This window comes from Pseudonocardia nematodicida, from assembly GCF_040105385.1.
Lineage (GTDB): Bacteria > Actinomycetota > Actinomycetes > Mycobacteriales > Pseudonocardiaceae > Pseudonocardia > Pseudonocardia nematodicida.
In genome coordinates this window covers 340,741-363,628 of record NZ_JBEDNQ010000008.1, presented here as the reverse complement: position 1 = coordinate 363,628, position 22,888 = coordinate 340,741, and the positions used below count along the sequence as shown (strand labels likewise).

21 protein-coding genes are annotated in these 22,888 nt (G+C 70.4%); 6 read left to right on the top strand and 15 right to left on the bottom strand.

Translation table 11 applies throughout. The annotated features are described in order from the left end of the window. The first annotated feature begins 402 nt into the window (after positions 1-402). Positions 403-1,557, top strand: a complete 1,155-nt coding sequence (locus WIS52_RS20665; protein WP_349299952.1) for a C40 family peptidase — start codon at positions 403-405, stop codon at positions 1,555-1,557. 506 nt (positions 1,558-2,063) lie between these two features. On the opposite strand, the gene WIS52_RS20660 is transcribed toward WIS52_RS20665, so the two are convergent. Continuing rightward, positions 2,064-2,585 (bottom strand): ImmA/IrrE family metallo-endopeptidase, encoded by a 522-nt coding sequence (locus WIS52_RS20660; RefSeq protein WP_349299951.1) that lies wholly within the window; start codon positions 2,583-2,585, stop codon positions 2,064-2,066. Between the two features lie 3 nt (positions 2,586-2,588). Beyond that, the gene (locus WIS52_RS20655) at positions 2,589-2,933 is read right to left on the bottom strand and encodes a helix-turn-helix domain-containing protein (protein WP_349299950.1); all 345 of its coding nucleotides are present in this window, start codon (positions 2,931-2,933) and stop codon (positions 2,589-2,591) included. Positions 2,934-3,118: 185 nt separating this feature from the next. On the opposite strand from WIS52_RS20655, the gene WIS52_RS20650 reads away from it, so the two are divergent. The 5 genes from WIS52_RS20650 to WIS52_RS20630 all read left to right on the top strand — a co-directional run bounded on the left by WIS52_RS20650 (position 3,119) and on the right by WIS52_RS20630 (position 7,194). After that, positions 3,119-3,289, top strand: coding sequence for a hypothetical protein (locus WIS52_RS20650; RefSeq protein WP_349299949.1), 171 nt, complete (start codon positions 3,119-3,121; stop codon positions 3,287-3,289). A 406-nt stretch (positions 3,290-3,695) separates the two neighbouring features. Continuing rightward, complete coding sequence (locus WIS52_RS20645; protein WP_349299948.1) at positions 3,696-4,010, top strand: NUDIX hydrolase; 315 nt, start codon at positions 3,696-3,698, stop codon at positions 4,008-4,010. A gap of 386 nt (positions 4,011-4,396) precedes the next feature. Then, positions 4,397-5,395 carry a DUF6414 family protein gene (locus WIS52_RS20640; protein WP_349299947.1) on the top strand — a complete coding sequence of 333 codons (999 nt, stop codon included), beginning with the start codon at positions 4,397-4,399 and terminating at the stop codon, positions 5,393-5,395. Positions 5,396-6,101: 706 nt separating this feature from the next. Beyond that, positions 6,102-6,650 carry a hypothetical protein gene (locus WIS52_RS20635; protein ID WP_349299946.1) on the top strand — a complete coding sequence of 183 codons (549 nt, stop codon included), beginning with the start codon at positions 6,102-6,104 and terminating at the stop codon, positions 6,648-6,650. Positions 6,651-6,807: 157 nt separating this feature from the next. Next, positions 6,808-7,194, top strand: coding sequence for a hypothetical protein (locus WIS52_RS20630; protein ID WP_349299945.1), 387 nt, complete (start codon positions 6,808-6,810; stop codon positions 7,192-7,194). 626 nt (positions 7,195-7,820) lie between these two features. Here WIS52_RS20630 and WIS52_RS20625 read toward each other — a convergent pair. From WIS52_RS20625 to WIS52_RS20565, 13 genes are all read right to left on the bottom strand, one after another. Next, complete coding sequence (locus WIS52_RS20625; RefSeq protein ID WP_349299944.1) at positions 7,821-8,495, bottom strand: hypothetical protein; 675 nt, start codon at positions 8,493-8,495, stop codon at positions 7,821-7,823. Positions 8,496-8,625: 130 nt separating this feature from the next. Next, positions 8,626-10,506, bottom strand: a complete 1,881-nt coding sequence (locus WIS52_RS20620) for a type IV secretory system conjugative DNA transfer family protein (RefSeq protein ID WP_349299943.1) — start codon at positions 10,504-10,506, stop codon at positions 8,626-8,628. Further along, positions 10,503-12,029: an alkaline phosphatase PhoX gene (locus WIS52_RS20615; protein ID WP_349299942.1), complete on the bottom strand. Its 1,527-nt coding sequence runs from the start codon at positions 12,027-12,029 to the stop codon at positions 10,503-10,505. The genes WIS52_RS20620 and WIS52_RS20615 overlap by 4 nt, the downstream gene beginning before the upstream one ends. Before the next feature lie 52 nt (positions 12,030-12,081). After that, entirely contained in the window at positions 12,082-12,834 is a 753-nt protein-coding gene (locus tag WIS52_RS20610; protein ID WP_349299941.1) for a hypothetical protein, read from the bottom strand. Beyond that, entirely contained in the window at positions 12,834-13,589 is a 756-nt protein-coding gene (locus WIS52_RS20605) for a J domain-containing protein (protein ID WP_349299940.1), read from the bottom strand. The genes WIS52_RS20610 and WIS52_RS20605 overlap by 1 nt, the downstream gene beginning before the upstream one ends. Further along, complete coding sequence (locus tag WIS52_RS20600; protein ID WP_349299939.1) at positions 13,586-14,722, bottom strand: C40 family peptidase; 1,137 nt, start codon at positions 14,720-14,722, stop codon at positions 13,586-13,588. The genes WIS52_RS20605 and WIS52_RS20600 overlap by 4 nt, the downstream gene beginning before the upstream one ends. Before the next feature lie 8 nt (positions 14,723-14,730). Next, complete coding sequence (locus tag WIS52_RS20595) at positions 14,731-16,413, bottom strand: ATP-binding protein (RefSeq protein ID WP_349299938.1); 1,683 nt, start codon at positions 16,411-16,413, stop codon at positions 14,731-14,733. Further along, entirely contained in the window at positions 16,410-17,942 is a 1,533-nt protein-coding gene (locus tag WIS52_RS20590; RefSeq protein ID WP_349299937.1) for an SCO6880 family protein, read from the bottom strand. Before WIS52_RS20590 ends, WIS52_RS20595 begins: the two co-directional genes overlap by 4 nt. Next, positions 17,939-19,714, bottom strand: coding sequence for a TrbL/VirB6 family protein (locus tag WIS52_RS20585; RefSeq protein ID WP_349299936.1), 1,776 nt, complete (start codon positions 19,712-19,714; stop codon positions 17,939-17,941). The genes WIS52_RS20590 and WIS52_RS20585 overlap by 4 nt, the downstream gene beginning before the upstream one ends. Beyond that, on the bottom strand, positions 19,711-20,547 hold the full coding sequence (locus WIS52_RS20580) for a hypothetical protein (protein WP_349299935.1): 837 nt from the start codon (positions 20,545-20,547) through the stop codon (positions 19,711-19,713). The genes WIS52_RS20585 and WIS52_RS20580 overlap by 4 nt, the downstream gene beginning before the upstream one ends. An 11-nt stretch (positions 20,548-20,558) precedes the next feature. Further along, positions 20,559-20,867, bottom strand: coding sequence for a hypothetical protein (locus WIS52_RS20575; protein WP_349299934.1), 309 nt, complete (start codon positions 20,865-20,867; stop codon positions 20,559-20,561). A 48-nt stretch (positions 20,868-20,915) separates the two neighbouring features. Beyond that, positions 20,916-21,941, bottom strand: coding sequence for a hypothetical protein (locus WIS52_RS20570; protein WP_349299933.1), 1,026 nt, complete (start codon positions 21,939-21,941; stop codon positions 20,916-20,918). Continuing rightward, the gene (locus WIS52_RS20565; RefSeq protein WP_349299932.1) at positions 21,941-22,888 is read right to left on the bottom strand and encodes a trypsin-like serine peptidase; all 948 of its coding nucleotides are present in this window, start codon (positions 22,886-22,888) and stop codon (positions 21,941-21,943) included. Before WIS52_RS20565 ends, WIS52_RS20570 begins: the two co-directional genes overlap by 1 nt.

Genomic DNA, 22,888 nt, shown 5'->3' with positions numbered 1-22,888 from the left:
ACTGACCTGCATCGACCACGTCATGCACTGGTCGAGATGGCGCCGCGAACGCCAGCACCAGGCCCGCACCTGCCACTACCGCCGCCGCGGCGAACGACCACCGGACTGATCAACTGCCGTTGCAGTATTAGGTCGGGCGGCGAATCCGGATGCGTCAGGCCGCAGCGGACTGGTGACGGACCGGGGCCGCGTCGGCGGCGAGCCGAGCGGCCTGAGCGGGCGATATGGGTTGTGGTCGCGGCGATCTCGGTTGGGCTCCTCGTACTTCCGGCCGACTCAGTGAATCAGTCCGCGGTCGCGCAGGCCCCCGTCCCGGGCCCCTCGGAATCGGCCCTTGTCAGCGCCGGGCCGTCACCGACTCCTGCCGCGGGCAGTGACCGCACCACGGACACTGCGGTCACCGTGTCGGGCGTAGCGCCGGAGCCGCCGACGTCGTCGACGACTGCGCTGCCGGACCAGCGGGCGAAGATCGCGGTCGAGGTCGCGATGAAGCAGATCGGACTGCCGTACGTGTGGGGCGGCAACGGCCCGGAGAACGGCCACCGCGGGTTCGACTGCTCCGGCCTGACGACCTTCGCCTACGACAAGGCTAGGGTGCAGCTTCCGCGGACCGCGCACACCCAGTTCCGGCACGGTCCCCGGGTGCCCGATGGCGCTGCCCTGCAGCCGGGCGATCTGGTGTTCTACGGGACGACCAAGAAGGTCCGTCACGTCGGGATGTATATCGGCTCGGGTCGGATGGTCAACGCGCCCACGTTCGGGAAGCCGGTGCAGACGGCCTGGTATCGCTACGACGGCGACGAGTACCTCGGTGCGACCCGCCCCGCCTCGATTGGTATCGGTGCGCTTCCGGCACCGGACCCGGAGGTGCCTGAGCAGCCGGACCCGTCGATCCCGGACGCGACGGTGTTCCCGGCCCCGCCCGCACCGTCGCTGCCTGCGGTCCCGGATCCGCGGGCCCCGCAGCCGCCCGCGGGCCGCTCGGCCGCCGACAGCCTCGCCGGTGCTCGCAAGTCCACGACACCGCCCGCCCCTGCAGCCGCGGCGCCCCCCGTGCCGACGCCGCGCCCTGAAGGAAGCCCCGACACCGACACAGAGACCCTGCCACCGACTGCACCCGCCCCGGCGCCGGTCACTCCACCATCGAGTACACCGCGACCGACGACCCGTCCCGTCACCCCGCCGCCGGTCACGCCGGCGCCTCCGACAACTCCGCCGTCAACCGCGACGCCCGCGGTTCCGGGGTCTGCGGTCGGCTTGGTCCTTGACGGGTTGGCTCGTCCGGTTTCTCCGGTGGCGCAGGGCCCCGACGGGCTCCCGGCCGCGGTGGGATCCCACGCCAGCCCTCGCGGGTGGACCGTGCGCCTGGACGCCCCGTTGACCATGCCCCGGCCCGGGGCCACGGTGCTGCTTCAACTCGCCGACGGCACGAGCCATAGCTTCACCATCCAGAGCACCAGCACCGCATCCTCTACCGAGGCAGCAGCAAGCACAGCGCCGCTCGTGATCGTCGTTCCGGACGGGAACGGCTCCTGGACGGTGATCGCCGCGGGCTGAGCCTGAGCCCTCGAACTGCCCAGTCGGCCGTAGCTCCATGCACTGCAGACGACAGCTTGCGTCGGCGCATCGGGTGGAGGCCTTGGAGGGCGGGTGCGGGCGGCCGCGACGCCCCTTGGGAGCAGAGTACGATCGTCCCCGCCTTCAAGGACGCATCCAATGAACCGTCTCCGAAGGTCACCAACGTCCTGATCCGCTTCGTGGCAGGCGCCGGGCCCATCTGCCAGCGTGACACCCCGCGTGACCCACGCTCCGTGCGCACCGTGTCCTCGCCTGTGCATCGTGGGATCGGGCGCGTGCACGGATCGGCAGCTCAGCGCACGAAGTGACCGCCGTGGACGGACTTGTAAACAGTAGGTCGTCGGCTCGACCCCGGTCTCCGGCCTCCCGGTCCACACGGTCGCTAAGCGTCGGAAGCCGTGGGCTCAGCCGCGCCCGCGGTTCGGCTCACGACCCACGCACTGGTCTCGTGGATAGCTAATGCCGAGACTGAGCCTTGAGAACTGCTATCCGAGAAGTATGCCGAGATTGACAAGTCGGAATGTCATCGCCTGACTGCTCACATCGAATTTTTTAGCAAGTCGAGAAATTATCTCTCTCTCGCTTCGTTGGGATTTGACCAGTGGAGATGCAGCCGCGCGCACGTGATCCTGCGGCATTAGAAGCGCAGCAGCGAAGGCGTTAGCTTCGATTTCCTCGGAATCGGTCGCCATGCTTGATATATCGTTGCGATACGATACACGCACTGACTTGTCGACGGTCAGTGAGCGCCCTTCATGCAGGAGTAGGTGCCCGACTTCGTGGCTGATCGTGAATCGCTGACGATGAGGGCGATGATTAGAGTTGACGCCAATTAGGGTGCGGCCACCTGACCGCAAACAAAATCCAGACTCGCTGTCGTCCGCTTCTTGTCCGATCACCACGGCTCCGTAGTTCTCTGCTACTCGACGCGGATCGAATGGTGGATGGTCGAGGCCACAGTCAGCTAACGCGCGGTACGCGCGCTTGACTACTTGCGCTCGGTCCATCTCCTAACCGCTCCTCTCTGCTTGCTCGACCGCCATCTCGACGAAGTTCTTCGCCCTGGCGTCGGTGAAGACCGCATCGTCTTCGGGTACGGCACCGTACTTGCAGTCTGTCTCCATTGAAAGTGGCACAAGTGAGTGTAAATCAGCATTCAAATGAAAGGCAATCCACGCTAGCGTGTGCAGCTGGATGCGCTGCCTACCGGCCTCGATATTTCCAATCGACGCCCGGGTCATTCCGACGAATTGGGCAAGCTCGGACTGGCTCAAATTTCGAGCACGCCGAGCGGAGCGAATTTGGTCGCCGACTTGCTGATACAGCCGTGTCTCGTCGGCCTTAACGTTCGCCATTCGTTCCGCTCCGAGTATGTACACACAATTCCACCCTTGACTGTACGCCTAGGGGGCTTGTAGTGCAAGCGTAGGCTTCCAGGAGTTGACATTCAGGTTGGCGACTGGCTACCGTCCGTGGCGGCCCCAGCGACGTGGTCAGTTCCCTACCGGCACCAATGGGTGCCAGGAAGATGAGGTGCCGCATGGCACGGAAGCCGATCGGTACGACCGCTCGTACTGGACAGCGTTGCCCCGAGAGCGGGGTATGGAAGGTGGTCGGTACGCCCACCACGACGGCGCCGATCGCCGAGAACAACGTCATGCCGCCGTACCGGCAGCAGGCGGTCACCTGGCGTCTTGAGCGTCACGCCTGATCGAAGACGCTCAGCCTCTGGTGTAACAGCGCCAGGAGATGTCCGGACGGCCCGAGGTGGTCGAATCACCTCGGGCCGTCCGGACATTGGAACTGTGTCACGTGGCTGTCGTTCCTGTCACGGGCAGTCAGCACGGCCGACCGGCCAGCTCGGCTTTGAGGCAGCCTGGGGCAGATTGGTGCTTCGGACCGGGCTGAAGACGGGGATGGCTGAGGGTGATGTCCATACCGCCAACTAGGGCGATCCCCGGGTGAACAGAGTCAAGGGCAAGTAGCGCGCGTCCAACAGCGCCGGCACGAAGGTCGAGGCCGAGGCGATCGGCCGCAAGAAGGCGATCGAGCGGGCCCCGAGCATTTCACGCACAGGGAGGGAGGTCACCGTCGGCCTGGCCGACATCTCCCCGTCGTTGGGCGAGCGCTTCGAGCGCCACACTGTCACGCTGCCCGCGGCTGCCATGACCGTCGTCCTGGACGACGACGGCACCAACGGCCTGCTGTCCTGGCGCCACCACTTCGTGCCGGACTTATGGAACCGGGTACTCCCCGACGGCCTACTCGACGACGGCGAGTTGCCCGCCGGGACTGAGGCCCGGGAGGTCGAGGAGGAGACCAGTTACCGGCCCCGTGCGGTCGAGCACCCGGTGACGTTTGAGCCGATGGCCGGGACTGTCCGCAGCGCTTTTCCTCGTGCGCGGCGCCGAGCGGGTCGCCGATCCGACTGAGTTCAACGAGGGCGCGTTTCGGTGGGTGCCTCTCGCGGACGTCCCGCACATGCTCGCGACCGGCAAGATCGGGAACTCACGTGGGCTAGTCGGACTCCTTCTCGCGATCTGAGGAATGCCGCCATCGCTGGCGGCTGCATAGTGCTGCAACGGCACTCCGGTATGTCGCGAGAAGCTGGTGGCTGTTCGGCAATGATGATCACCGTAGGCCCTACTGGACGATGGACCGTGCAAGTCCGGGCGAGCAGGAGATCGCAAGTGAGAATGGCTTGCATAGGACGTTCCGTGGACCTGGTCGGCGGCGCACACTGCTGGTAAGGGTGGTCAAATGAGCAAACTAACCCCTCGCCCACGTCTCCAAAACAGTTTCCGGAAGGAATGTCACTATGACCAAGAATCCGACGCAAGGACTGCCGGCCAGGGCGCCGCGCACCATCGTCTACCAGAACGCCGACTTCGTCTCGGCGATGCTGCAAGAGATGTACCAGGTCGGCCTGCTCCAGTCGTTAGAAAGCGACGCTAGCGAGAAGAGTTCAAGAGCTAGGGATAGGCAGGGGAAGGTCGCCGTCGGCGGCAATGCCGAAGGGAGTGTGCCGCTCCTCGCCAAAGCTGCGGGCAAGGGTGATGGCGAATGGGTGCGTAAGCAGGCTGAGGTCGACGACCGGTCGAGCGCTCAACGGCAGAAGTTCGTGTACTCGCAAGCGCACTACCTCGACGCTGTACGCCGAGGGCTTGCTGAACGCGGCCAACTCTCCTCCGATACGTTCGTCGCGTCAGCTGGAAGCATCGTGGAATTCACCGCCCTCACGGTGCGACCGAACGAGGTGACCGCCCTGCTGGACATTGCAACCCCTGCGCTAATCAGGGAGGTCGCCAGGTTCGTCATTCGGCGCGGCAAGCGGGCCGAGATTCAGGAAACGATCGACCGGGCCCAAGCTGCGGGTATCGACATCAATGCGGAGAAAATCGCAGCGCAGCGCGCCGTTCACGAGCTCGCCGCGTCCGATGCTGCTGATGTAGCCGAGGCGGTTGCTTCGGCACTCCAAGTCGATGCACGACGCACCGCCACACGCGAATACCACGCCACTGTCGCCGACGACCGTAACGCCGTCCTAATTTGCGACGCAGAGCATTTCATGACGGCGGATCCTGATCGACTCCTTGACGGCCAGTTCACCGTTCTTGGGAAGGTTATCAAGTCGCTGAATCCGAGCACTCCAATCCTTGCCAACAACAAGTTGCTGAGACGATTTCAGCCAGATGCGGTAGCTGACCTTCTCGGCAACCTCGGCGCCGACGAGGCTGCAGCCAAGTACTTCGACCTCTCCTTTGACACCGAGATCACCAATGCGATCACGGTCATGCCCATTGCGATATATATCTGAGCCGCTGATTCTGTCGTGGAGCAAGCTAGAGATTTTCGGGCCCACGTTAGGCTGTAGGCGGGACTAGACTGTACAGCAAACTCGATAGGCTCGATACAGGTGTTCGACGAAGCTGTTCGACCCGATCGGCACGTCATTCGACGCGGAGTGGCTCTTGCGTTCAGACGATCACGCGGTGGCCGCCCTACAGCTCCACCTGCTCGTCGCCGGGCCGATCGCACGCCACCTTGGCGGACGCCACTCGTGGAGTCATTCGTGGTGCGAAACCCGGGCAACGGCTGATGACGAAGGCTGTGTGAGTGTGGAGTCGGAAGAACGCAAATGCTGCTGGTGGCCTGCGGCGGCGATGCAGTGCGGCCTTTTAATCCGTGGGATGTGAGTTCGAGGCGAGCGGGAAGCTCGGCGTGTGGGCGGAACAGGATAGCGAGCCATTGCGCCTCCGTAGACTTTGTTACCGATCTGGCTGTGTCCGAGACTCCGTGTCCACTGCCGGCGTGGTGGTGGGGCCGGCTAGCAGTTGGCGCGGTTGGGGCGCCTGGCAGGCAACTTCGCATAACGGTCGAACGTCGGTAGAACTGACGGCAGGACGGAGTTGCGAGGGGAGGGGCGTTTTGTGGCGTCAGAACGGCCCGAGCGTGTCGGTGCTGTGGGCGGGTCAGGAGAGCCGGCCGCGGCGCGGCGAGAGCAGAAGTGGATCGTTGCGATCGTGGCAGCGACCGCTGTGTTGCTTCTGGCTGGCTTGGTCGGTGCGGTGCTCAGTGTCGCGAGCCGGGGGCAGGAAAGCTGGTGGTGGGCGCTTCTGATCGGGGTTCCGGTGGTCGGTCTGGCGTCGCTGGTTGTCGGTGCCGTCGCCGTGGTGCGGCGGCGTCGGCGGCGGGGCCCCCTCATGGCGTACAACTCCGCGCTAATGGAGCTGCCCACGCCGGAGCAGCGGAGGGCGCTGATGAAGCGGCTCCGGAGTTGTGAGCCGATCCCACCCGAGCAGCAGGATCTCGCGCTGCGAGTGGCCGGGGAGTTCGCCGGTCGGGCGTGGCTGTTGTGGTTGTGGCCTGTCCCTATTCTGTTCCTGGGAGCGAGCGTGGCGTACCAGGACAGCTGGTTGATGTTCCTCTACTCGGCAGTCATGGGCGTCGTGGTGATCGGGTTCGGCGTGTTCGGTTCGTGGACCGTCCTCCGGATGCGGAAGCGGCTTCCCGAGCTCGAAGCAAGGCTCCGCGGGACTGGTGACCTCACCGGGGGAGCCCGTGGGGTCTGAGCTTCCGCACCGTGCTTGGGCAGCCGTGCAGGCGCGCCGCGCCTGGATGACATCTCTCGTGGCAGCGGGGGCAAGCGGTCTGGTACTCGGCGGCGCCGTAGCGACCAGCCGGGACCTTCTCGGTGCTCTGGCCTGGGGCGGTCTCACGTTGTCGGTGATGGCTGTCGGGATCGTGCAGTTTGCGATGGCTCGCCGGCGGTGGCCGAATCCTCTCGTTGCGTTGCGCATCAGCGATTCAGATCGTGTCCGCACGGCGGTCGCGAGACCGGTGACCGTCGCGGAGTTGCCCGAGCGGTTGCGGCTGGTTGCTGTCTTGTTCGCCGAGCACGTCATCTACGTGAGGTCCAGATGCGCGCCGTGGTTCGCCGCCGGGCTCGGATCCCTGCTCGGGATGAACATCGTGCAGGCGTTCCTCGAGCCAGGCCTGTCGGCCGCACTGAACCTGGCCTTCGTGGCCGTGCTCGCGACGCTCAACGCCTGGCCTTACTTGCGGTCGTGGTCTCGGGCGCAACAGGTCACGAGGTGTGTGCCTCGTCGGTCCTGACACGAGCTGACATGGCGAGCGCCTCACGGGTTCAGGACCCAAGGGGGCCGCCCCACGGCCACCGCCCGCGTAAGAGCATCTGTGCTGTCGACGTCCCCGTGGAGTCGCTCGTGGTGCGAACCTGTGGCTACGGCAGCGTTCAGGAGGCATCAGCGCAACTTTCGAGCGAGCTGTTGTCGCTGGCAGAGGCTTCGTGAGGCATCGCCCGCGCGCTTTACACCCGAGTGGTCGCAGGTTCGAACCCACCCGCGACCACGGTCCGGACCAGGACCTTCTCGTCTCATGATCCGTGAGACTCGCTCCTTAAACCGAACAGCGTCGTCGCCTATAACCAGGAGCCACTTGGGTTGCTGCCGTTAGGTTCGCTGCTTCGCGGGTGCGGTAGCGCTGTCAGGTCGCGCCGGCAAAGTGTCCGCGATCGGGAAACCTCTAGAGGCAGTTCTGCTGTGTTCAGGGGTGTTCAGTGCGGCAGCTCATGGTCCGGCGTCGCCCGCGTCAGGTTCTCCGCCTGTTAGAGGCAGGGCGCCACGACGGGTGGTGAGCGCTATGGCCCCGAGAGGGACTCGACCCAGGTCCGCAATTTGGCTCGATGGGGCGAGCTCGTGCCGCGGCACGAGGCACCCATGTCAGCGGATGTGTTCCGTGGTGGGTCTGCGCGTCGCGATTTCCGTGTCGCGGGCCAGGATGAGCCAGGCAGCCCAGTCCGGGGTTTGCAGCGGCTCGGCGCTTTCCACACGGTCGGAGCGGTGCTCGCTGTTGGGGCAATAGCCGGCTCGCGCGGCGTACTTGGTGTCAATCATGGCGTAGGCGGCGGGGACCCAGCGGGTGTGCCACTCAGCGACCAGGACCGCCGAGCCGTGCGGCCCATAGGCGTAGGTGTGGGTGCGATGGAGCCACGACAGGGTTTCGCGGCCCCAGTGGTGCACAGGCCAGCAAGGTGGGATCTGGCGGCAGGTCGGGGCGAGGGTGGGGATGGCGACGGTGTTGACCCAGCTGGCCAGCTCATCCCACGCCCTCGCGGCCTCCTCGGCCGAGAGCAGCGCCCACACCACCGACCGCGTCCCCTCAGGCGCGTGGTCGTCGGGCGCGCCAAGGGTGTCGGCCGCGATCTCTAGTTCTCGGACCTGCGGGAGGAGCTCCGCGAGGATGGCGGCCTGTTCCTGGTTGAAGCCATCGAGTTCACCGAGCTTGCGCTCGCTGTAGGTGTGGCGCTCATCGTGATCGCGTACGTCAGCACGCAGAGCGGCGACCGCAGCGATCAGCTCCTCGATCCTGGGATCGCCGGGCGCGGAAGCGGTCACGACCGCGGCCCCTGCCCGGCCGGGCAAACTCCGGGCGCGGAGCACACCGCATCGGGCCAGATGGTCCCGATCATGGTGTCGTTGCGGGCAGCGTTCCCGGCGACGCAGTGTCGGGCTGGACCTGCGGCCATCATCGAGCTGACCAACCTGGAATACGAGGGCTCGGTCGGTGTGCCGGAGGTGGCCGATCAATGCCGGCGATCGGAAAGCCGCGGGCGTCGATGGGGATGCGCCCGGTCTCGATGGCGTCGACGTCGCGGCGCAGCTGTAGCCCATCTGGGCGGTCGAACGGATCGACGGTGCGGGCCCGGATTGCGAGCAGATGTCGGAACACGAGTAGAACCTGGCCGCGCTCGAGAGTGCGGACATCGGCGGGCTGGTAGGTGTGGACGCGCTCGAGGCTGCGGGTCGCACCACGCGCCCCGCTCCAGACCCCGTCGGCTGGTTCTTGCAGGCGTGTGCGGTCGTGTTCGCCGAGGATTGAAGACAACCATTGCAGGGTGGCGGGGTCCTTGAGCCCGCCCCAGATGCCCATCAGAGCACTGTTGTCGAGCAACGTGACCGCCTTCTGCCGACCGTAGGTCGTTTCGAGCTGGGCCTTGGACTGGGCGGCCCAGTGGATGATGACCCCGCGGCTCAACGAGTCCGCCTGGCTGGTCGGTAGGTCGGGAACCGGGGTCGCGGCGGGGAGCTCGTCGAGCACGGCGGTGGCGGGTGGATCGAGGCGCTTGCTCGGGTAGCGCAGACCCATGGCGCGCGCGGTGTCGATCCACTCGGCGACGATGGTCGTCATCACAGGCGTGGCGTTGACGTCGTTCTCCTCGGCGATGAGATACAGCGATCCGCCGGAGGCAATGAAGCGTTCGACGTCGTAAGAGCGAGCAGCGTCTTCGGTGCACAGCTCGCGGATCCGGCGGTCGGCGAATGGGGCCAGGGCGCGGCGGACCGAGAGCCATACAGCGTCGGCGGTCTGGGCGACCATGTTCAGCTCGGCCTGAAGGTCGTGGCCGTAGGCCTCGTAGCGCTCGTGTCCTTGCAGGACGGTCACCGCAGACCGGGCCGCTTCGCGATCGGTGGCCCAGGCGACCACGCGGGAATGCTCCGCCCCGGACACCGAAGCGGCCAGCAGGTAGGCACCGACCACTCCGACGGCGCGCTGACGAAACACCCGGTCATTACCCGAGCCACGCCCGTCGCCGGTCTCGACCGCGGTCGAGGAGGCCTCGACAAGAATCCGAGCGCGGCTCCAGGCCTTGATGTCGTCGTCACAGCCACCCAGCAGCGACCAGTGCAGTTTCGCCGGCCAGTTGACGGTACCGGTCAGATCGAACACCAAGATCGGGCCGGGCATCGCGCGTCGTGATCGTGCCAGCGCGGTCAGCATCAGCAGATCCGGCTTGGTGGTCGAGCACAGCAGCGCGCCGGGGGCTTCGAGGCACAGCGGGGTGAGCCACCTTCGGGACTTTCCGGTCTGGGTCGGGGCCAGGGTGCCGGTGGTGGTCTCCAACGGTGCCCACAATGACCCTGTGGGGCCTTCGGGCAGTGGGATCCCGACATCGCCCGGCGGCGCCGACCGGATCTCTGCCGCGGTCAGTGACGGGCGGAGTCGGAGTGCGGCCCTGCGGCACGCCTGCAGCGAGAGCTCGGCCCGGATCTCGGCGCGGGTGGCGTGACCCGGCTTGGTCGGACCCCACCTGCGCCACCACCACCGCCCGATCGCCGCTACCGCCAAACCGAACGTCGCGGCGGTGGTGATCACACAGCCGAGGAACAGTGTCGAATGCTCAGCTAGGTGGGCGATCGGGGAGCCGGATGGGGGTGGGGTGCCCAGTGACGACCGAAGCAGATCGGCCGTGTCGTCGAACCCGAGGATGAGCAGTCGCGGGGCTCCGGCCACCAGCCCCGTCGCGACCGCAGCCATCTCCACCACGAGGACGACGAACGCGACCAACCCGAGCGCGGTCGCGGGCAGGGCGATGTCCCCGGCCCACCGCTGGACGCCGCGGGTCATCGAGGACTCCACGCAACGACGACGGGCTCACCGGAGGGTGTGGTCGCGGGCAGCGGGCAGGACCGCTCAGAAGCCGAGCGTCGACGCGCTGTGGCCTCGCCGTGCGGCGCCGCCTCAGAGAATCCTCGAGCGCGATCACGATCCCTGGGCAGATCAGGCTCGCCGGTGATGAACCCCTGGGGCCCGCCAGCTGACTGCTGGTCGCCTGCTCGTTGCCATGGCCCGGTGATGGCGAACAGGATGCCCGGCTGTTGAATGCCGGCGGACAGCACGGTCCCGTCGGGAGAGAAGGTCGGCCCGGTGAACTCCGAGCCCATCTGGCTGCGCGCGATGGGGTAGGCGTACCCGGCTGCGGTCACCCCGGCCAGGTGGTTGTCGTCATCGCCGTCGGTGGCCACGATCAGCCCGCCGAACGGGGCAGCGACGATGTTGTCCGGTGCCTCGACGGTCTCGCCGTCGGCTTCGGTGAACACCGTGGTCAGGGTGAGGGTCGCGGCCCGCGGGTCGTAGTGCCAGATCTGGCCGCGGTGGGAGTCGGAGTAGCTGCTGACCACGTAGGCGCCGTCGTCGCTCCACCAGGCGCCCTCGAGCTTGTGGGCGCGAGTGATCCCCTCGGTGGTGCGTAGCGAGCGCTGCTGGGCGTCGCGGTCGTCCACCGGAACCCAGCGCACCGAGTAGACGGTGACGATCTCGCTGGCCTGGTCGAGGTCGTCGACGAGGTTCCCAGAGCCATCGGTGCAGGCCATCGCGGCGAGTTCGCCGGCCTCGTCGTCGAGGGCGTTGAGTGCGCCGCTCGTGCCGCGGAACCCGGCCGGCGGGGTCCAGCGGTAGACGGTGCCCGACGGGTCGGAGGCGTCCTCGGTGAGGTAGATCGTGAGGTCGTCGGGGTCCACGCTGAGCGCCTCATGACGGTACCGACCGGGCGCGCGGATCGGCTGTGGGTTGCGGTTGGCGCGCAGGTCGACCGGGTCGACCTCGAACACGTAGCCGTGGCCGTCTCGTTCGTTCTCCTCACACGTCAGCCAGGTGCCCCAGGGGGTGATGCCGCCGGCGCAGTTGGTGGAGGTTCCGGCCAGGACGGCGGTCTGCCAGATGAGCTCGCCGTCGGGGGTGGTCTTGACGACGGTGCAGCCGCCGCCGGCGTCGTCGCGCCAGGTGTAGCCGCGCCGGTGCGGCACCGCGCCGCCGTCGTCGGGGCCGCCGCGGACCTCGTGGTTGAGCACGATGAGGACGTTGCCGTCGGGGGCGGAGAACGCCGCGGCGCCGTCGTGCACGCCGGGGCAGGGGTCTCCGGAGTACAGGCTCGTCTTCCCGGCCTCGTTGACGATCCGGTAGGAGAAGCCCTCGGGCAGCGCGAGCCGGCCGTCGGGGTCATCGACCAGCGGGCCGTAGCCGGTGAACCCGGCGGAAGGCTGCGCCGCGGCGGTCGGGGCGCTCAGCAGGCCCTGTAGGGAACCGGTCAGGGCGACGCCGAGCCCGGTCTGGCTGGTGCGGGCGAGGAACGCCCGCCGGTTGATACCCACGGTGGAACTCCAGAAAGCGATGGTCGAGCAGGGGCTGGGTTGGCCGGGGTGCTCACATGGCCAGCTCCGTGCGGGTGGGGGTCCCGACGTGTGGGCGGTAGATGGTGATGTGCCAGTCCGCGGCGTCGATCGCGGCGTCGGGGTCGGGGTAGGCGCCGGCCTCGCGGACCGCGGCGACCGTGATCAGCTCGGTGGGGGAGATGCGGCGAAAGGCCAGGACCTGATCGTGGTATCCGCCGTGGGCCGGGTAGTGGCGGATCGCGATCTGCCCGGTCGGAGCCCCGAGCTCGGTCTGCACAGCACGCGGTAGGACCTCGACGGCGTGCTCGGTCAGCCGTGGCGTCGGCTGGTCGCCGGCCGCTACCGGGCCGGGTGGGCGGCTCCAGCGCTGCCCGGCAGGCGCCGGCCCGGACAGCGGATGGGCGGTGAGCTGGACGCGGCCGCCGCCGGCCCGCTCGAGCTGCGGGCGCCCCTCAGCGCTGGTCCCGCGGGGTCGCAGGGCCTCGCGGGCCCGCACGACCAGCAGCCAAGAGGTCTCGATCCACCAGGCGTCGGTGTCGCACCAGTACCGACCACCAGCGTCGCGGCGGGTGGTCGGAGCCCAGGTCGCCGCGGCGATCGCCTGCCCGGTGGTGTGCCCGGCGCGGGTGAGGGCATCGCGAGCCGGTTCCGGTAGGCGATACCAGCCGACGCGCTCGGTCCGGTGCCAGCGGATCCGGGCACCCGGTGCCGGCGCCGCCGCGGGCGGGTGCGCCGACGAGCTCACCGGCGCGGCCGGTGTCGTGCGGCGGGCGAGGAGGCCCATCAGCGTGTCCTCTCGTCGGCGCGAGGGCTGCGGAGGTGCATGACGACGGCGAGAGCGAGCCGGACGGTCCAGCACGCCAGTGCGAGCAGGGCGAGGAAGCCGATGACGGCCGATTCCAGCGGCAGCTGCGCGCGGGAGCTCACGGCCAGCGTCGCGGCGGCGAGGGTGGCCGCGACGACCGTGGCGGCGCCGACCCGGCTTGCGGGCAGTGGGGCTAGGCGCCACACCCCGAGCAGGAACCGCCCCAGCGGCCGGTGGTGATCGATCCGTCCGACCGGCCACCCGAGGGGCAGCGACTCACACGGGCGGGCACGGCCACCCGCCCGCGACCCTGGCGCTCCGGGGCGGGCTCCAGGTGCCGGCGGAGGCGCATAACCGGTGGTCGGGGTGTAGTCGGTCTGGGCGACCGGTTCGCCCGCCGGGACGTAGTCGGTCTCGACGTCGGCCGGGCTCTCGGGCCTCGTGGGCCTATCCGGCGGAGGTGGCGCCGGTGCGGCCCGGTTCGCGTCGCCTCTCACGGTGGGGTCGGCCGCGGTGCGTGCGTGGTCGTAGTCGGCGCGTCGGAGCGGGTCCGCCACGACGCCGTAGGCGGCGACCACCGCCCGGAATCGCTCCGTGGCGACGGGATCGGGGTTGTGGTCGGGATGAAGGGCCAGGACCAGGCGTCGGTAGGTGCGGCGGATCTGCGTGGAGTCGGTGCCGGAAGCGACGCCGAGTACCGCGTACAGGTCCGGGCCGCTGGGGTGGTCGGTCATGGCGTGGCCCGGGCGAGCGCGGGGTTCGCTGCGGGTTCGCCGTTCGGGCCGGCGATGCGGCGGATGTGGGTGATCTGGTCGGCCCAGTCCGAGAGCGGCTGCAGGATGACCCCGGTCGCGGAGTCGTAGGCGTTGACGACCAGGCCGCCGCCGACGTACATGCCGACGTGTCGCGGGTTGGTCGGCGAGCCGAGCGAGCCGGGGATGAACACCAGGTCGCCGGGGGCGATGGTGGCGAGCGAGGCCGGGGTGCCGGCGTTCTTCTGGTTGACCGTTCCGCCCGGGATCGCGACGCCGGCCGAGGCCCAGGCGGCGAGCATCAGCCCGGAGCAGTCGAACCCGTCGGGTCCGCGCGCTCCCCAGACGTAGGGCTTACCGAGCTGGGCCAGGGCGTAGAGGACTGCGGCGCGTTGGGCCGGGTCGGCGGGCGGGACGAACCCGGGTGGGAGCTGGCGGGGGTCGATGTCCCCAGGGGCGAGCGGCACACCGACCCCGCCCTGATCCGGGCAGGCGAACACCGCGGCGGCGAGCTGCGCGTCCGGTGTTGCGGGTGTGTCCGGGACGGGGGTGTCCGGGCCGACCCAGAACCGGTCGACGAGCGCGGCTGCCGGTTCCTCCTGCGGGCCGTAGCGTTCGGGGAAGGCGCTGCGCTGCACCGTGTCGGCGGCCTGCCCGGGGGGCATGGCCGCCCAGCCGGGGATCTCGAGGAGCCGGTCGTAGAAGATGCGGGTGGCGTAGTCGGGGTTGAGTACCTGCTCCGGGCTGCCCCAGCCCTGGGAGGGGCGCTGCTGGTAGAGTCCGAGCGAGTCGCGATCGCCATGAGCCACGTTGATCAATCGGGACTCCACGATCACCGTGGAGATCGCGATCACCGCCGCCCGACGGGGCAGCCCCCGCTCGACCGCGATCGAGACGATCGTGGCGGCGTGTTCGGTCTGCTCAGCGTTCCACTCGGTGCCACCGATGGACTGCGAGCCGCCGCCGATCCCGCCGTCACCGTCGCAGCCCCCGCCGGGCAGCGCGCCGTCGCTGACCGCGGTGAACATCGCGATGCCCATGCTGGTCACCGCGACCAGAAACGTCAGCACCACCGCCGCGATGGCCACGACGACGGTGCCCTTCTTCTGGTCCACGGCTCAGGTCACCGGTGCGCGGCCGCGCCGTTGAGCCGCCCCGCGACGGCTGGCTCGACTGCCGCCGCCGCGGACACCTGGTCCGCGGTCGTGTTGGGGACCGCGGCGAGACGCCTGCTCGGCTCGAGCGCCGGCGGCGTCTGTTCGGCGGGCCCGCGCAGGCCGGCGTTGGTGTCGAAGATGGCCCGCTCGGTGGCCGAGAGCACGGTCTGGATCTTCATGCCGGGCGCGTTCTCCATCTTCCACAGCGCGCGGCCCGGGCCCTCCATCGCCCAGCCGGTGATCACGGCCTGCTCGCGTTCGGACAGGCCGAGTTCCTCGGCGAGCTCGTCGCCGACGCGGGTGGACTGCCCGAGCAGGATCCGCGAGGAACACAACGCGAGCAGGTCCTTGGCGATCGAGACCTCCTGCGAGCCGGCCGCGCCGACCGAGAGCAGGTCGGAGGGCTTGTGCATGACCAGCAGCTGGATCTTGCGTTCGGCCCGGGACAGGCGCAGGTCGGAGTCGACGGCCTGCACCGCCCGCAGGCCCAGGCGCATCTGGCGCCAGACCTCGTCGCGCACCACGATGCGCACGTCGCCGTCGTCCTGCAGGTCGGTGATCATCGACGACCACGACCCGAGGCAGGTCAGCGCGACCGCGATCGCCTGATCCCCGCGGGAGCGCAGCAGGGACAGGTCCATCGACTGGACCGGGGCGTCCCAGTCGAGGTCGAAGTTCGTCGGCTCGTCGAACAGCCCGGACAGCGGCCCGACGACCAGGTTGGACAGGGCGTCGGTGATCTGTCGGGTGTGGTCGACGAACTGGCGGTGCGAGGCGAACCGGGTGGCCTGCCACAGATCGTCCTCGGGGTCGGCGAGCTGGGCGACGACCTGCGGGATGGTGATGGGGCGCAGCTGCGTGTAGCCGTCGGCGGCACCCACGAGGCGGCGCAGGACGGTGGAGATGACCAACCCGTCGGTCACGGTCGGCGAGTAGCCCTGGGCCTCGGCCAGGGCGGTGAGCAGCCGAGTCCAGCGGGCGGTGATGCCGGTGAGCTCCTCGTTCTGGCGCTCGACGCCCCAGGTGGGCCAGCGGGCGCGCAGCGGTCCGAGGTCGAGGGCGTTGAGCCGGTGGTGGCTGCCGCGCCCGAGCGCGATCGGGGTGATCCCCAGCGAGCGCAGCAGCGGGGTGTACTCGCCCTTGACGTCGCCGGAGATCAGCGAGCGGACGCCGAAGAGCATCATCCGCAGCATCAGCGCGACCACGGTGCTCGACTTGCCGCGCCCGGGTTCGCCGAACACGACGAGGTTCGGGTTGGTGACCATGCCGCGCAGGACCCACTCGGTGGGGTGGACGTAGAACGCGCCGCCGGACTGCGTGTCGTACCCGAGGCGGGCGCCGATCGCGGGGACGCCGTTGGCGGCCAGCAGCGGGAACAGCCCGCCCACCTCGGCGGTGGTGGCCTTGTAGACCGGGGCGCGGCGCGCGGCGTCGACCGCGGCCCACCCGCGGCCGGGTTCGCGCGGGCCGTGGCGGGGTGCGGTGGCCTGGTTGACCCGCTGCCGGTGGCGCGCGCCTGAGTCCTCGGCGATGGGGTCGGGGGCGGGTGGGGTCGCGTGCGGGATGCCGTGGAGGTCGGTGAACTGCGAGAGCAGCTCACCGGTGCTGCGGGGGTCTGGCCGGCGGCGGGCTCGGCGGAAGATGCTCATGCGTCGAAGGCCCTCTTCTCCCGGGGCAGCCCGATCCCGACCGGGAGTGCGGCGGCGACGAATGCGGAGTCCTGGGCCAGCTCCAGGCGCAGTAGGTGGAACCGTCCTGAGGCGTCGTTCTCCAGGCGGGCGGCGTGGTCCTCGACGTTCCAGTCGGCCGGCACGGTGATCGCCGAGGCGACGGTGAACCGGACGACGGCGTGCCCGGCCGCGACCGCGGCTTCCTGCTCGCGGGCGCCGCGCTGGCGGCGCGAGTCGACCGCGGTGGTGTTGAACCCGCGCTGGGCCTTGGCGTCGACCAAGACGTTGTTGCGGAACCGGTCGGACTTCACCACGCGGGCACCGGCGGCCGCGGAGAGGATCTCGTAGTGGATCTGCAGGGTGCGGCGCTCGCCTGCGGTCCGGACCGCGAGCAGCGGCCCGAGTGAGCCGAAGATCGTGCCCGACTCAGGGGGCTGCACGGCGTAGGCGACCGAGGAGTAGCCGTCGTGGTGATACGCCCGCGCTGCCGGCGTCGGCGCGAGGGCGGGCCCGGCCTGGGAGATCGGGAGCCCGACCGAACCGTCGGGGTCGGGGCTGTTGAGATGGCGGAACGAGAGCCCGGCCGCGGCGGAGGGGTTGAACCCGGTCTTGATCGCCTCGGCGACCCCGGTCGAGGACAGCCACGTCACCGAGGTCACGCCGAGCCCGCGCAGCCCGTCGGCGACGCCCTCGAGGAGCCGGTACAGGGCATAGGCGCGTCCGGCGATGCCGCCGCCGGCGGCCTTGGCCGGTCGGCGCAGGGCTTCCTCGGTGCCCGAGACGGTCACGAACAGCTCGGTGCGCACGCTGACCGAGGCGACGTCGCGGTCGATCTCGGCGGTGACCTGCCGGGCCAACGCGGGGGCGTCGGCGCGTTGGTGGCGCTCGCGCCACACGGTGTACTCGGTGCCGTCGTCGGGCACGGTGCGCACCAGCAGCGAGACGCGGTCGACGACCTCGCGGTGCCCGAGCCCGACCAGCATCGACCCCAGGCGTGAGGCGAGGCGCTCGCACTCGTCGTCGGACAGCATCCCGACTCCGGAGTGGGTCAGCTTCGCTGTGGCGCCCCAGCGGCCCTCAGCGGTGTCGTGGATCAGACAGATCCGGGAGCCGTGGAACTCCGGGCCGTCGGGGAACTCCAGGCGGGCCAGCACGCCGGGCAGGTCGGGTTCGGCTGCGTCACCGGCGAGCCCGACTGCGGCGCGGGACTGCCAGAGGGACCAGCGCATGAGCACTCCTGTCTGGAACATGACCAGGTCGGCCAGCCATCGAAACGCCGGGCGGCCGTGGATGGGGACGAGGATCAGCACGGCGACGATCGCGGCGAACACGCCCCAGCCCAGGGCCTGAGACCACTGGTTGCGCGACATCGCCAGCAGCGCTGGGGCACAGACCCCGATGAGCAGGAACGCCTGGGCCGGGGTCATCCCGGCGATCCAGCCGATCCCCTCCTTGTAGTTGAGCCCCCGATAGACCCGGGGCCCTGGCGAGGTGGTCTCCACGCTCATCGGGTCGTGTCCTCCCCGGTGTCAGGCCGCGGCGCAGTGCCGGGATCGGCCGGCTGGGCGGGCGGGGGCGAGTCGGTGCTGCTCGCCGGTGTGACCGGGGCAGGCTCGGCCGGACTCGGTGGGCCCGCGTCGGCGGGAGCGCCGCCGTTGGGGCGACCGGCCTCGGGCGGCCCGCTGTCCCCTGGCGGCGGCCCTGCGCCGCCTCCCGCTCCGGCGCCTGCGGCGTCGTTGCCGGACTCGACCCGGCCGCTGTCGCTGCTGGGTGGCTTCCCGGACCAGTCCGACGTGGCCGTGGTGGAGGCGTAGGCGCCGCCGGCCGCGGAGCTGATCTGGCCGGCGCTGGTGCCGCCGGCGGGGGCGGGGCCGGGATGTCCGATCCCGGTCTGGGCCATCTGCGACGACGCAATGCCGCCTGCGGCCTGCGCTGCGCCCTTGGTGGCCAGGTAGCCACCGACCACCGCGGCGGCCGCGACGCCCCCGGCGGCCCCGATCCCGGCCGCGACGCCGCCCGGGGCGGCCCCGCCCCCGGCCGCCGCGCCGCCTCCGGTCGCCGTGCCTCCGGTACCCGAGCCGCCTCGCGCCGCGGCGGCCACGCCCGAAGAGCCACCCGACGGGGCGGCGGTGCTGCCGCCGAGCTCCCCGCCACCGGCGCCGCCCGAGCCGCCGCCACTGCCGCTGCCCATCTGGTAGGCCTTCTGGGTCGCTCGAGCGGTGTTGATCATTTCGCTGGTGCCGTTGTCGGCGCCCGGCTCACCGGAGCGGCGCGAGCCGGCGCCGGCGCGCATGGCCATCCCGGCGTGGGTGCCGGGGTCGACGAAGGCGAGGAGCCGGTAGAGCACCATCGGGCAGAACAGGCTGATCAGTAGCACCGCCGTTCCGGCCAGCACTCCGGCCGGGCCCTCGACGTTCGAGATGATGTTGACCCCGATCACCAGGACCAGCGCGAGGGCGGGTTTGAGCAGTACCGCGGCCAGTAGCCAGCGCACCACGCGCCAGAACATCGACGCGGTGGAGTCGGCGACCAGGCAGGCCGCGGCGATCGGGATGGTCGCGATCAGCACCATGATCGCCGCAGCGCGGAAGATCATCGCCAGGGCGAAGCCGAGCGCGGCCGGGATGACACCGAACAGCGCGGCGATGCCCAGGATCATCGAGCGGACGCCGTCTGCGATGTCGTCGCCCAGGTTCGGGTTCTCCCCGAACCGGTCGGCGACCGCGGGGTTGTCCAGGACCGCGGTGAAGTTGCCCTGCTCACCCAGATTGCCCAGGAACAGCGTGGTCAGGCCGTCGGCGCCGGTGAGTAGGGCGGCGACCGCCCCGGTGGTCACCGCGAGGGCGATGCCGAACTGGACCGGGCCGGTGACCGCGCGCAGCATCCCGCGTCCGCCGCGTAGCGCGACCGAGCTGAGCTGGTAGAAGAACAGGCCCAGCGCGATCAGCGCGGCCAGCCAGATCATCGTCGACCACAGTGAGCTCAGATCCAGCGCCGCTTCGGCGCCATCGGGTGCCGCGCCGCCGATCGAGTCCGGGTCGTTGGCGTCGTTGCCGGTGATCGTCGACGGCTGAACCTGCGAGACCTGGTCGGCGAGCTCGAAGCCACCTTTGAGCAGCCAGATCGCCGAGTCCCATACGGCCTGCATGGCGGAGCCGAACGCCGACTCGGCGGCCGCGCCGATGGGGTCGGACAGGTAGTCCCCGATGCCCGGGCCGCCGCCACCTCCACCGTCGTCGGGCGGCGGCTGTGCGGGTGCGGGAGCTGCGGTGGGGATCATCGCTGGATCTCCCGCCAGCCGGCCGCGACGGCTTCGTCGCTGCCCGGCCACGCCGAGGGCGCGGGGGCCGCGGTGGGGCCGGAGGCGACGCGCCACTGGTCGTCCACGCGACGCATCGGCAGGCAGTTGCCCCACCCGGCGTTGATGACGCGGCCGTTGTTGTCGGCGACGAACTCGCCGAGTACGCAGGCCACGGTGTAGGTGCCGTCGTCGGTGCTGCCCTTGATCATCGCGCTGGTCGGGGTCCACGACATCGTCATGCCCGCGCGCAGCGGGCCGCTCTGGCGCATGTTCGCTCCGCGGCGCAGGTCGACCAGGTCGCGATACACCCGGGTCTGCTCGGCCGGGGCCGCGCCGGCCTCGGCGATCGAGGCGTAGGCGCCGGCCCAGGTCTGCGGGTCCCCACCGCTCAGGCCGACCTTGGTCAGCTCGACCAGCTGCGCCAGCGCGCCCTCTTCGCTGCTGTCGAACCCGGCGGCGACCACGGTGCCCACGACCTCGGAGGGCTCGGGCAGTGCGATCGGGGGCCCGGCGGTGCGGGTGCTCAGCGTGCGCGGTGAGGCCGCTTCGACTGGAAGGTCGAGCATCGCGCTGCCCGCGAGCGCGGCCTCGGCCTGCGGACCGTTGCCGACGCTCGCTCCGTCTGGAGCGGGTGCCGCTGCCGACGTCTCGGACGCGTCGGGGTTGGGCGGGTCGTCGCCGGTGAACATGCTGGTCAGGGACACGATGACGCCGACCAGCAGCGCCAGCACCAGTAGGGCGGCGCCGGTGAGGATGAGCAGCGCGCGCCGCCGTCCCCCGGGGCCGCCGGCCCGGTCGTGTCCCGGGGTCATCGGGCGGGCCATCACGCCGTCGAGGCCGCGAACTGGCTGACCAGGGTGTAGCCGAGACCGAACAGCAGGGCCAGAGCGAGGCTACCGACGATCATCCGGGCACCGAGGCGCCCGGAGCCGTGGTGATCCCACAACCGGCCGGCGGTTGCGGCGACGATGCCGCCGAAGAACAGGCCCAGGATCGACAGCCCGGCGATCCAGCGCACGTACCCGACGACCTGCTCGATCGCGCCGGAGCCCGGCGGGGCGACCGGGTCCGGGTTCGGGATGGCCTGCGAGAGCTGGGCAAGGTGGTCATAGAGCAGGTGGGGGACGGACATGAGCGGTGCCTCCGCAGGTGGTGGGGGTGGGCGGGCGGTGGGGTGTGGTCAGCGGCGTCGTGGGGACGTGACCAGGCCCCATGAGGCGAGCAGGGGCCGCAAGGCGTCTACGGCGCGGCTCGGACTGGGGTCGTCGGTGACTCCGGCGACCTCCCAGCCGCGGTCGTGGGGGACGAACAGCGCGTCGTCGAGCAGGGCCGCGATCCGCGGCCCGGCGGCGCCGGCGACCCCGGCGGGCCACTTGCGGGTCCCGTTGACCACCAGCTGATACGCCGGTGTCGCCACGCCGCGGCGCACCCAGGGCTCGAGGCGGGCCAGGAGCTGTTCGGCCTGGCGGAGCGAGGGGCGGGTGGCGCGCACGACCAGGATCGGGCGGGGTGCGGGCAGGCCTCGGCGCAGCCAGCTCCCGGCTCCGTAGATCGGGGTGGCGCCGGCGCGCCAGCCGCCGTGGCCGAGGTCGACCACGGTGGTGTGCAGGGGGTCCGGCGCCGGGTCGGGCAGCCAGTCCGGAGGGACCGGCACCATCCCCGGTGTGATCGTGGGCAGCGGGGTCTCCACCCGGGCGACCAGGGCGTTGTCGCGCCAGCTGTAGCGCACCGCGATCTGGTCGTTGACCCGGCGTAGCCAGGGTCCTTCCTGGGAGGAGGCACAGGCCAGGCCGGAGCGGGCGGGGTCGTCGGCGTCGATGAGCAGTGCGCAGCGCTGATCGGCCTGCAGCGCGTCGGTGATCGCGGTCGCCACGGCTGAGGCGCCGGCGCCGGCGGATCCGGCCAGCACCGGGATCAGGGCGCCGAACGCCGCCCACGACACCGGCCGGGTCTCGGGGAACTCGGTGCGTACCCGCTCCTGAGTCGCCTCGGCGGCGGCGCCGAGCTCGGCGGCCGTCTCGGCTGGGTCGGCGCCGGGTCCGCCGGCGGCCGCGGCCGCGGAGGTGGCGTCGACGATGGCCTCGTTGTCGACCGCCTCGAGCTCTGGTGCCTGCGAGCGGGCCGCCGCGCCGAGGTGGTGGTTGAGCTCGAACGGTGTGCGCGGCGGCCGGGGTGGTCCGGCCCGGTTCTGTTCGGCGGTGGTCATCAGCTGCTGCCTCCTCGTGGAGCGATCTGGGCAGACATCGGATCTGCGGCCCGGCCGGGCGACGGGTCGGTGGCCTGGGCGGCGGTGTCGGCGGCGGCATAGACCTGCTCGACCTCGGGCCCGAAGCGCGGGGAGACCAGGGCGGTGTCATCGCCGCCGGAGACCACCCCGATCACCTGCCCGCGCCCGCTCGAGGCGTCGGGGCCGGCCAGCCAGGGCCCACCGGAGGCGCCCTGGGTCATGTCGCAGTCCAGCGCGAGGATCTCGCCGGGCAGCTCGGGGGTGCGGGCGAAGGGCTCGATCGCGGCCGGGCCGGTGCAGCCGCGCAGCGAGCCGCCGTCGTAGACACCGGCGGCGGGATAGCCCAGCGCGGCCGCTTCGCCGGCGGCCGGATCGGTGAAGCGGATGCCCTGGGCGCCGAGGACCTGCTCGGGTAGCACCCCGTCGCGGGGCAGAAGCGAGACGAAGGCGTAGTCGAGGTTGGCCGCGACGTCGGAGATCGGGGAGTTCGCGTCCTGCCAGGCGGGGGAGACGTATGCGGTGTCGACGCTCCAGCGCCCGTAGGGCTCTTCGCCGGCGGCGAAGCCGGGGATGAAGAACGCGCCGTCGACGCGCCAGTCGCCTTCGAGCCACACGCAGTGCGCGGCGGTGGCCAGCAGCCGCCGGGAGTCCGAGGCGATCACGGTGGCCGAGCAGCGGTGCCGGCCGCCGTCGACGACGAGCACTCCGACCGAGGAGGAGGACAGGCCGCCGACGATCGGGCCGGCCTGCCCGCGCACCGGTGGCTGGAGGCTGGGGGACCTCGGGTCGGCCGGCCCCCACGGCGCGACCGACCCGAGCCCCACCACCCGGCTGCCCTGCGGGGCGCCGGTGGTCCAGAGCGCGCACGTCATGGCCACGGTGAGCACCGTGGTCACCGACGCCGCGCTCCACTTCCTGATGTCCAT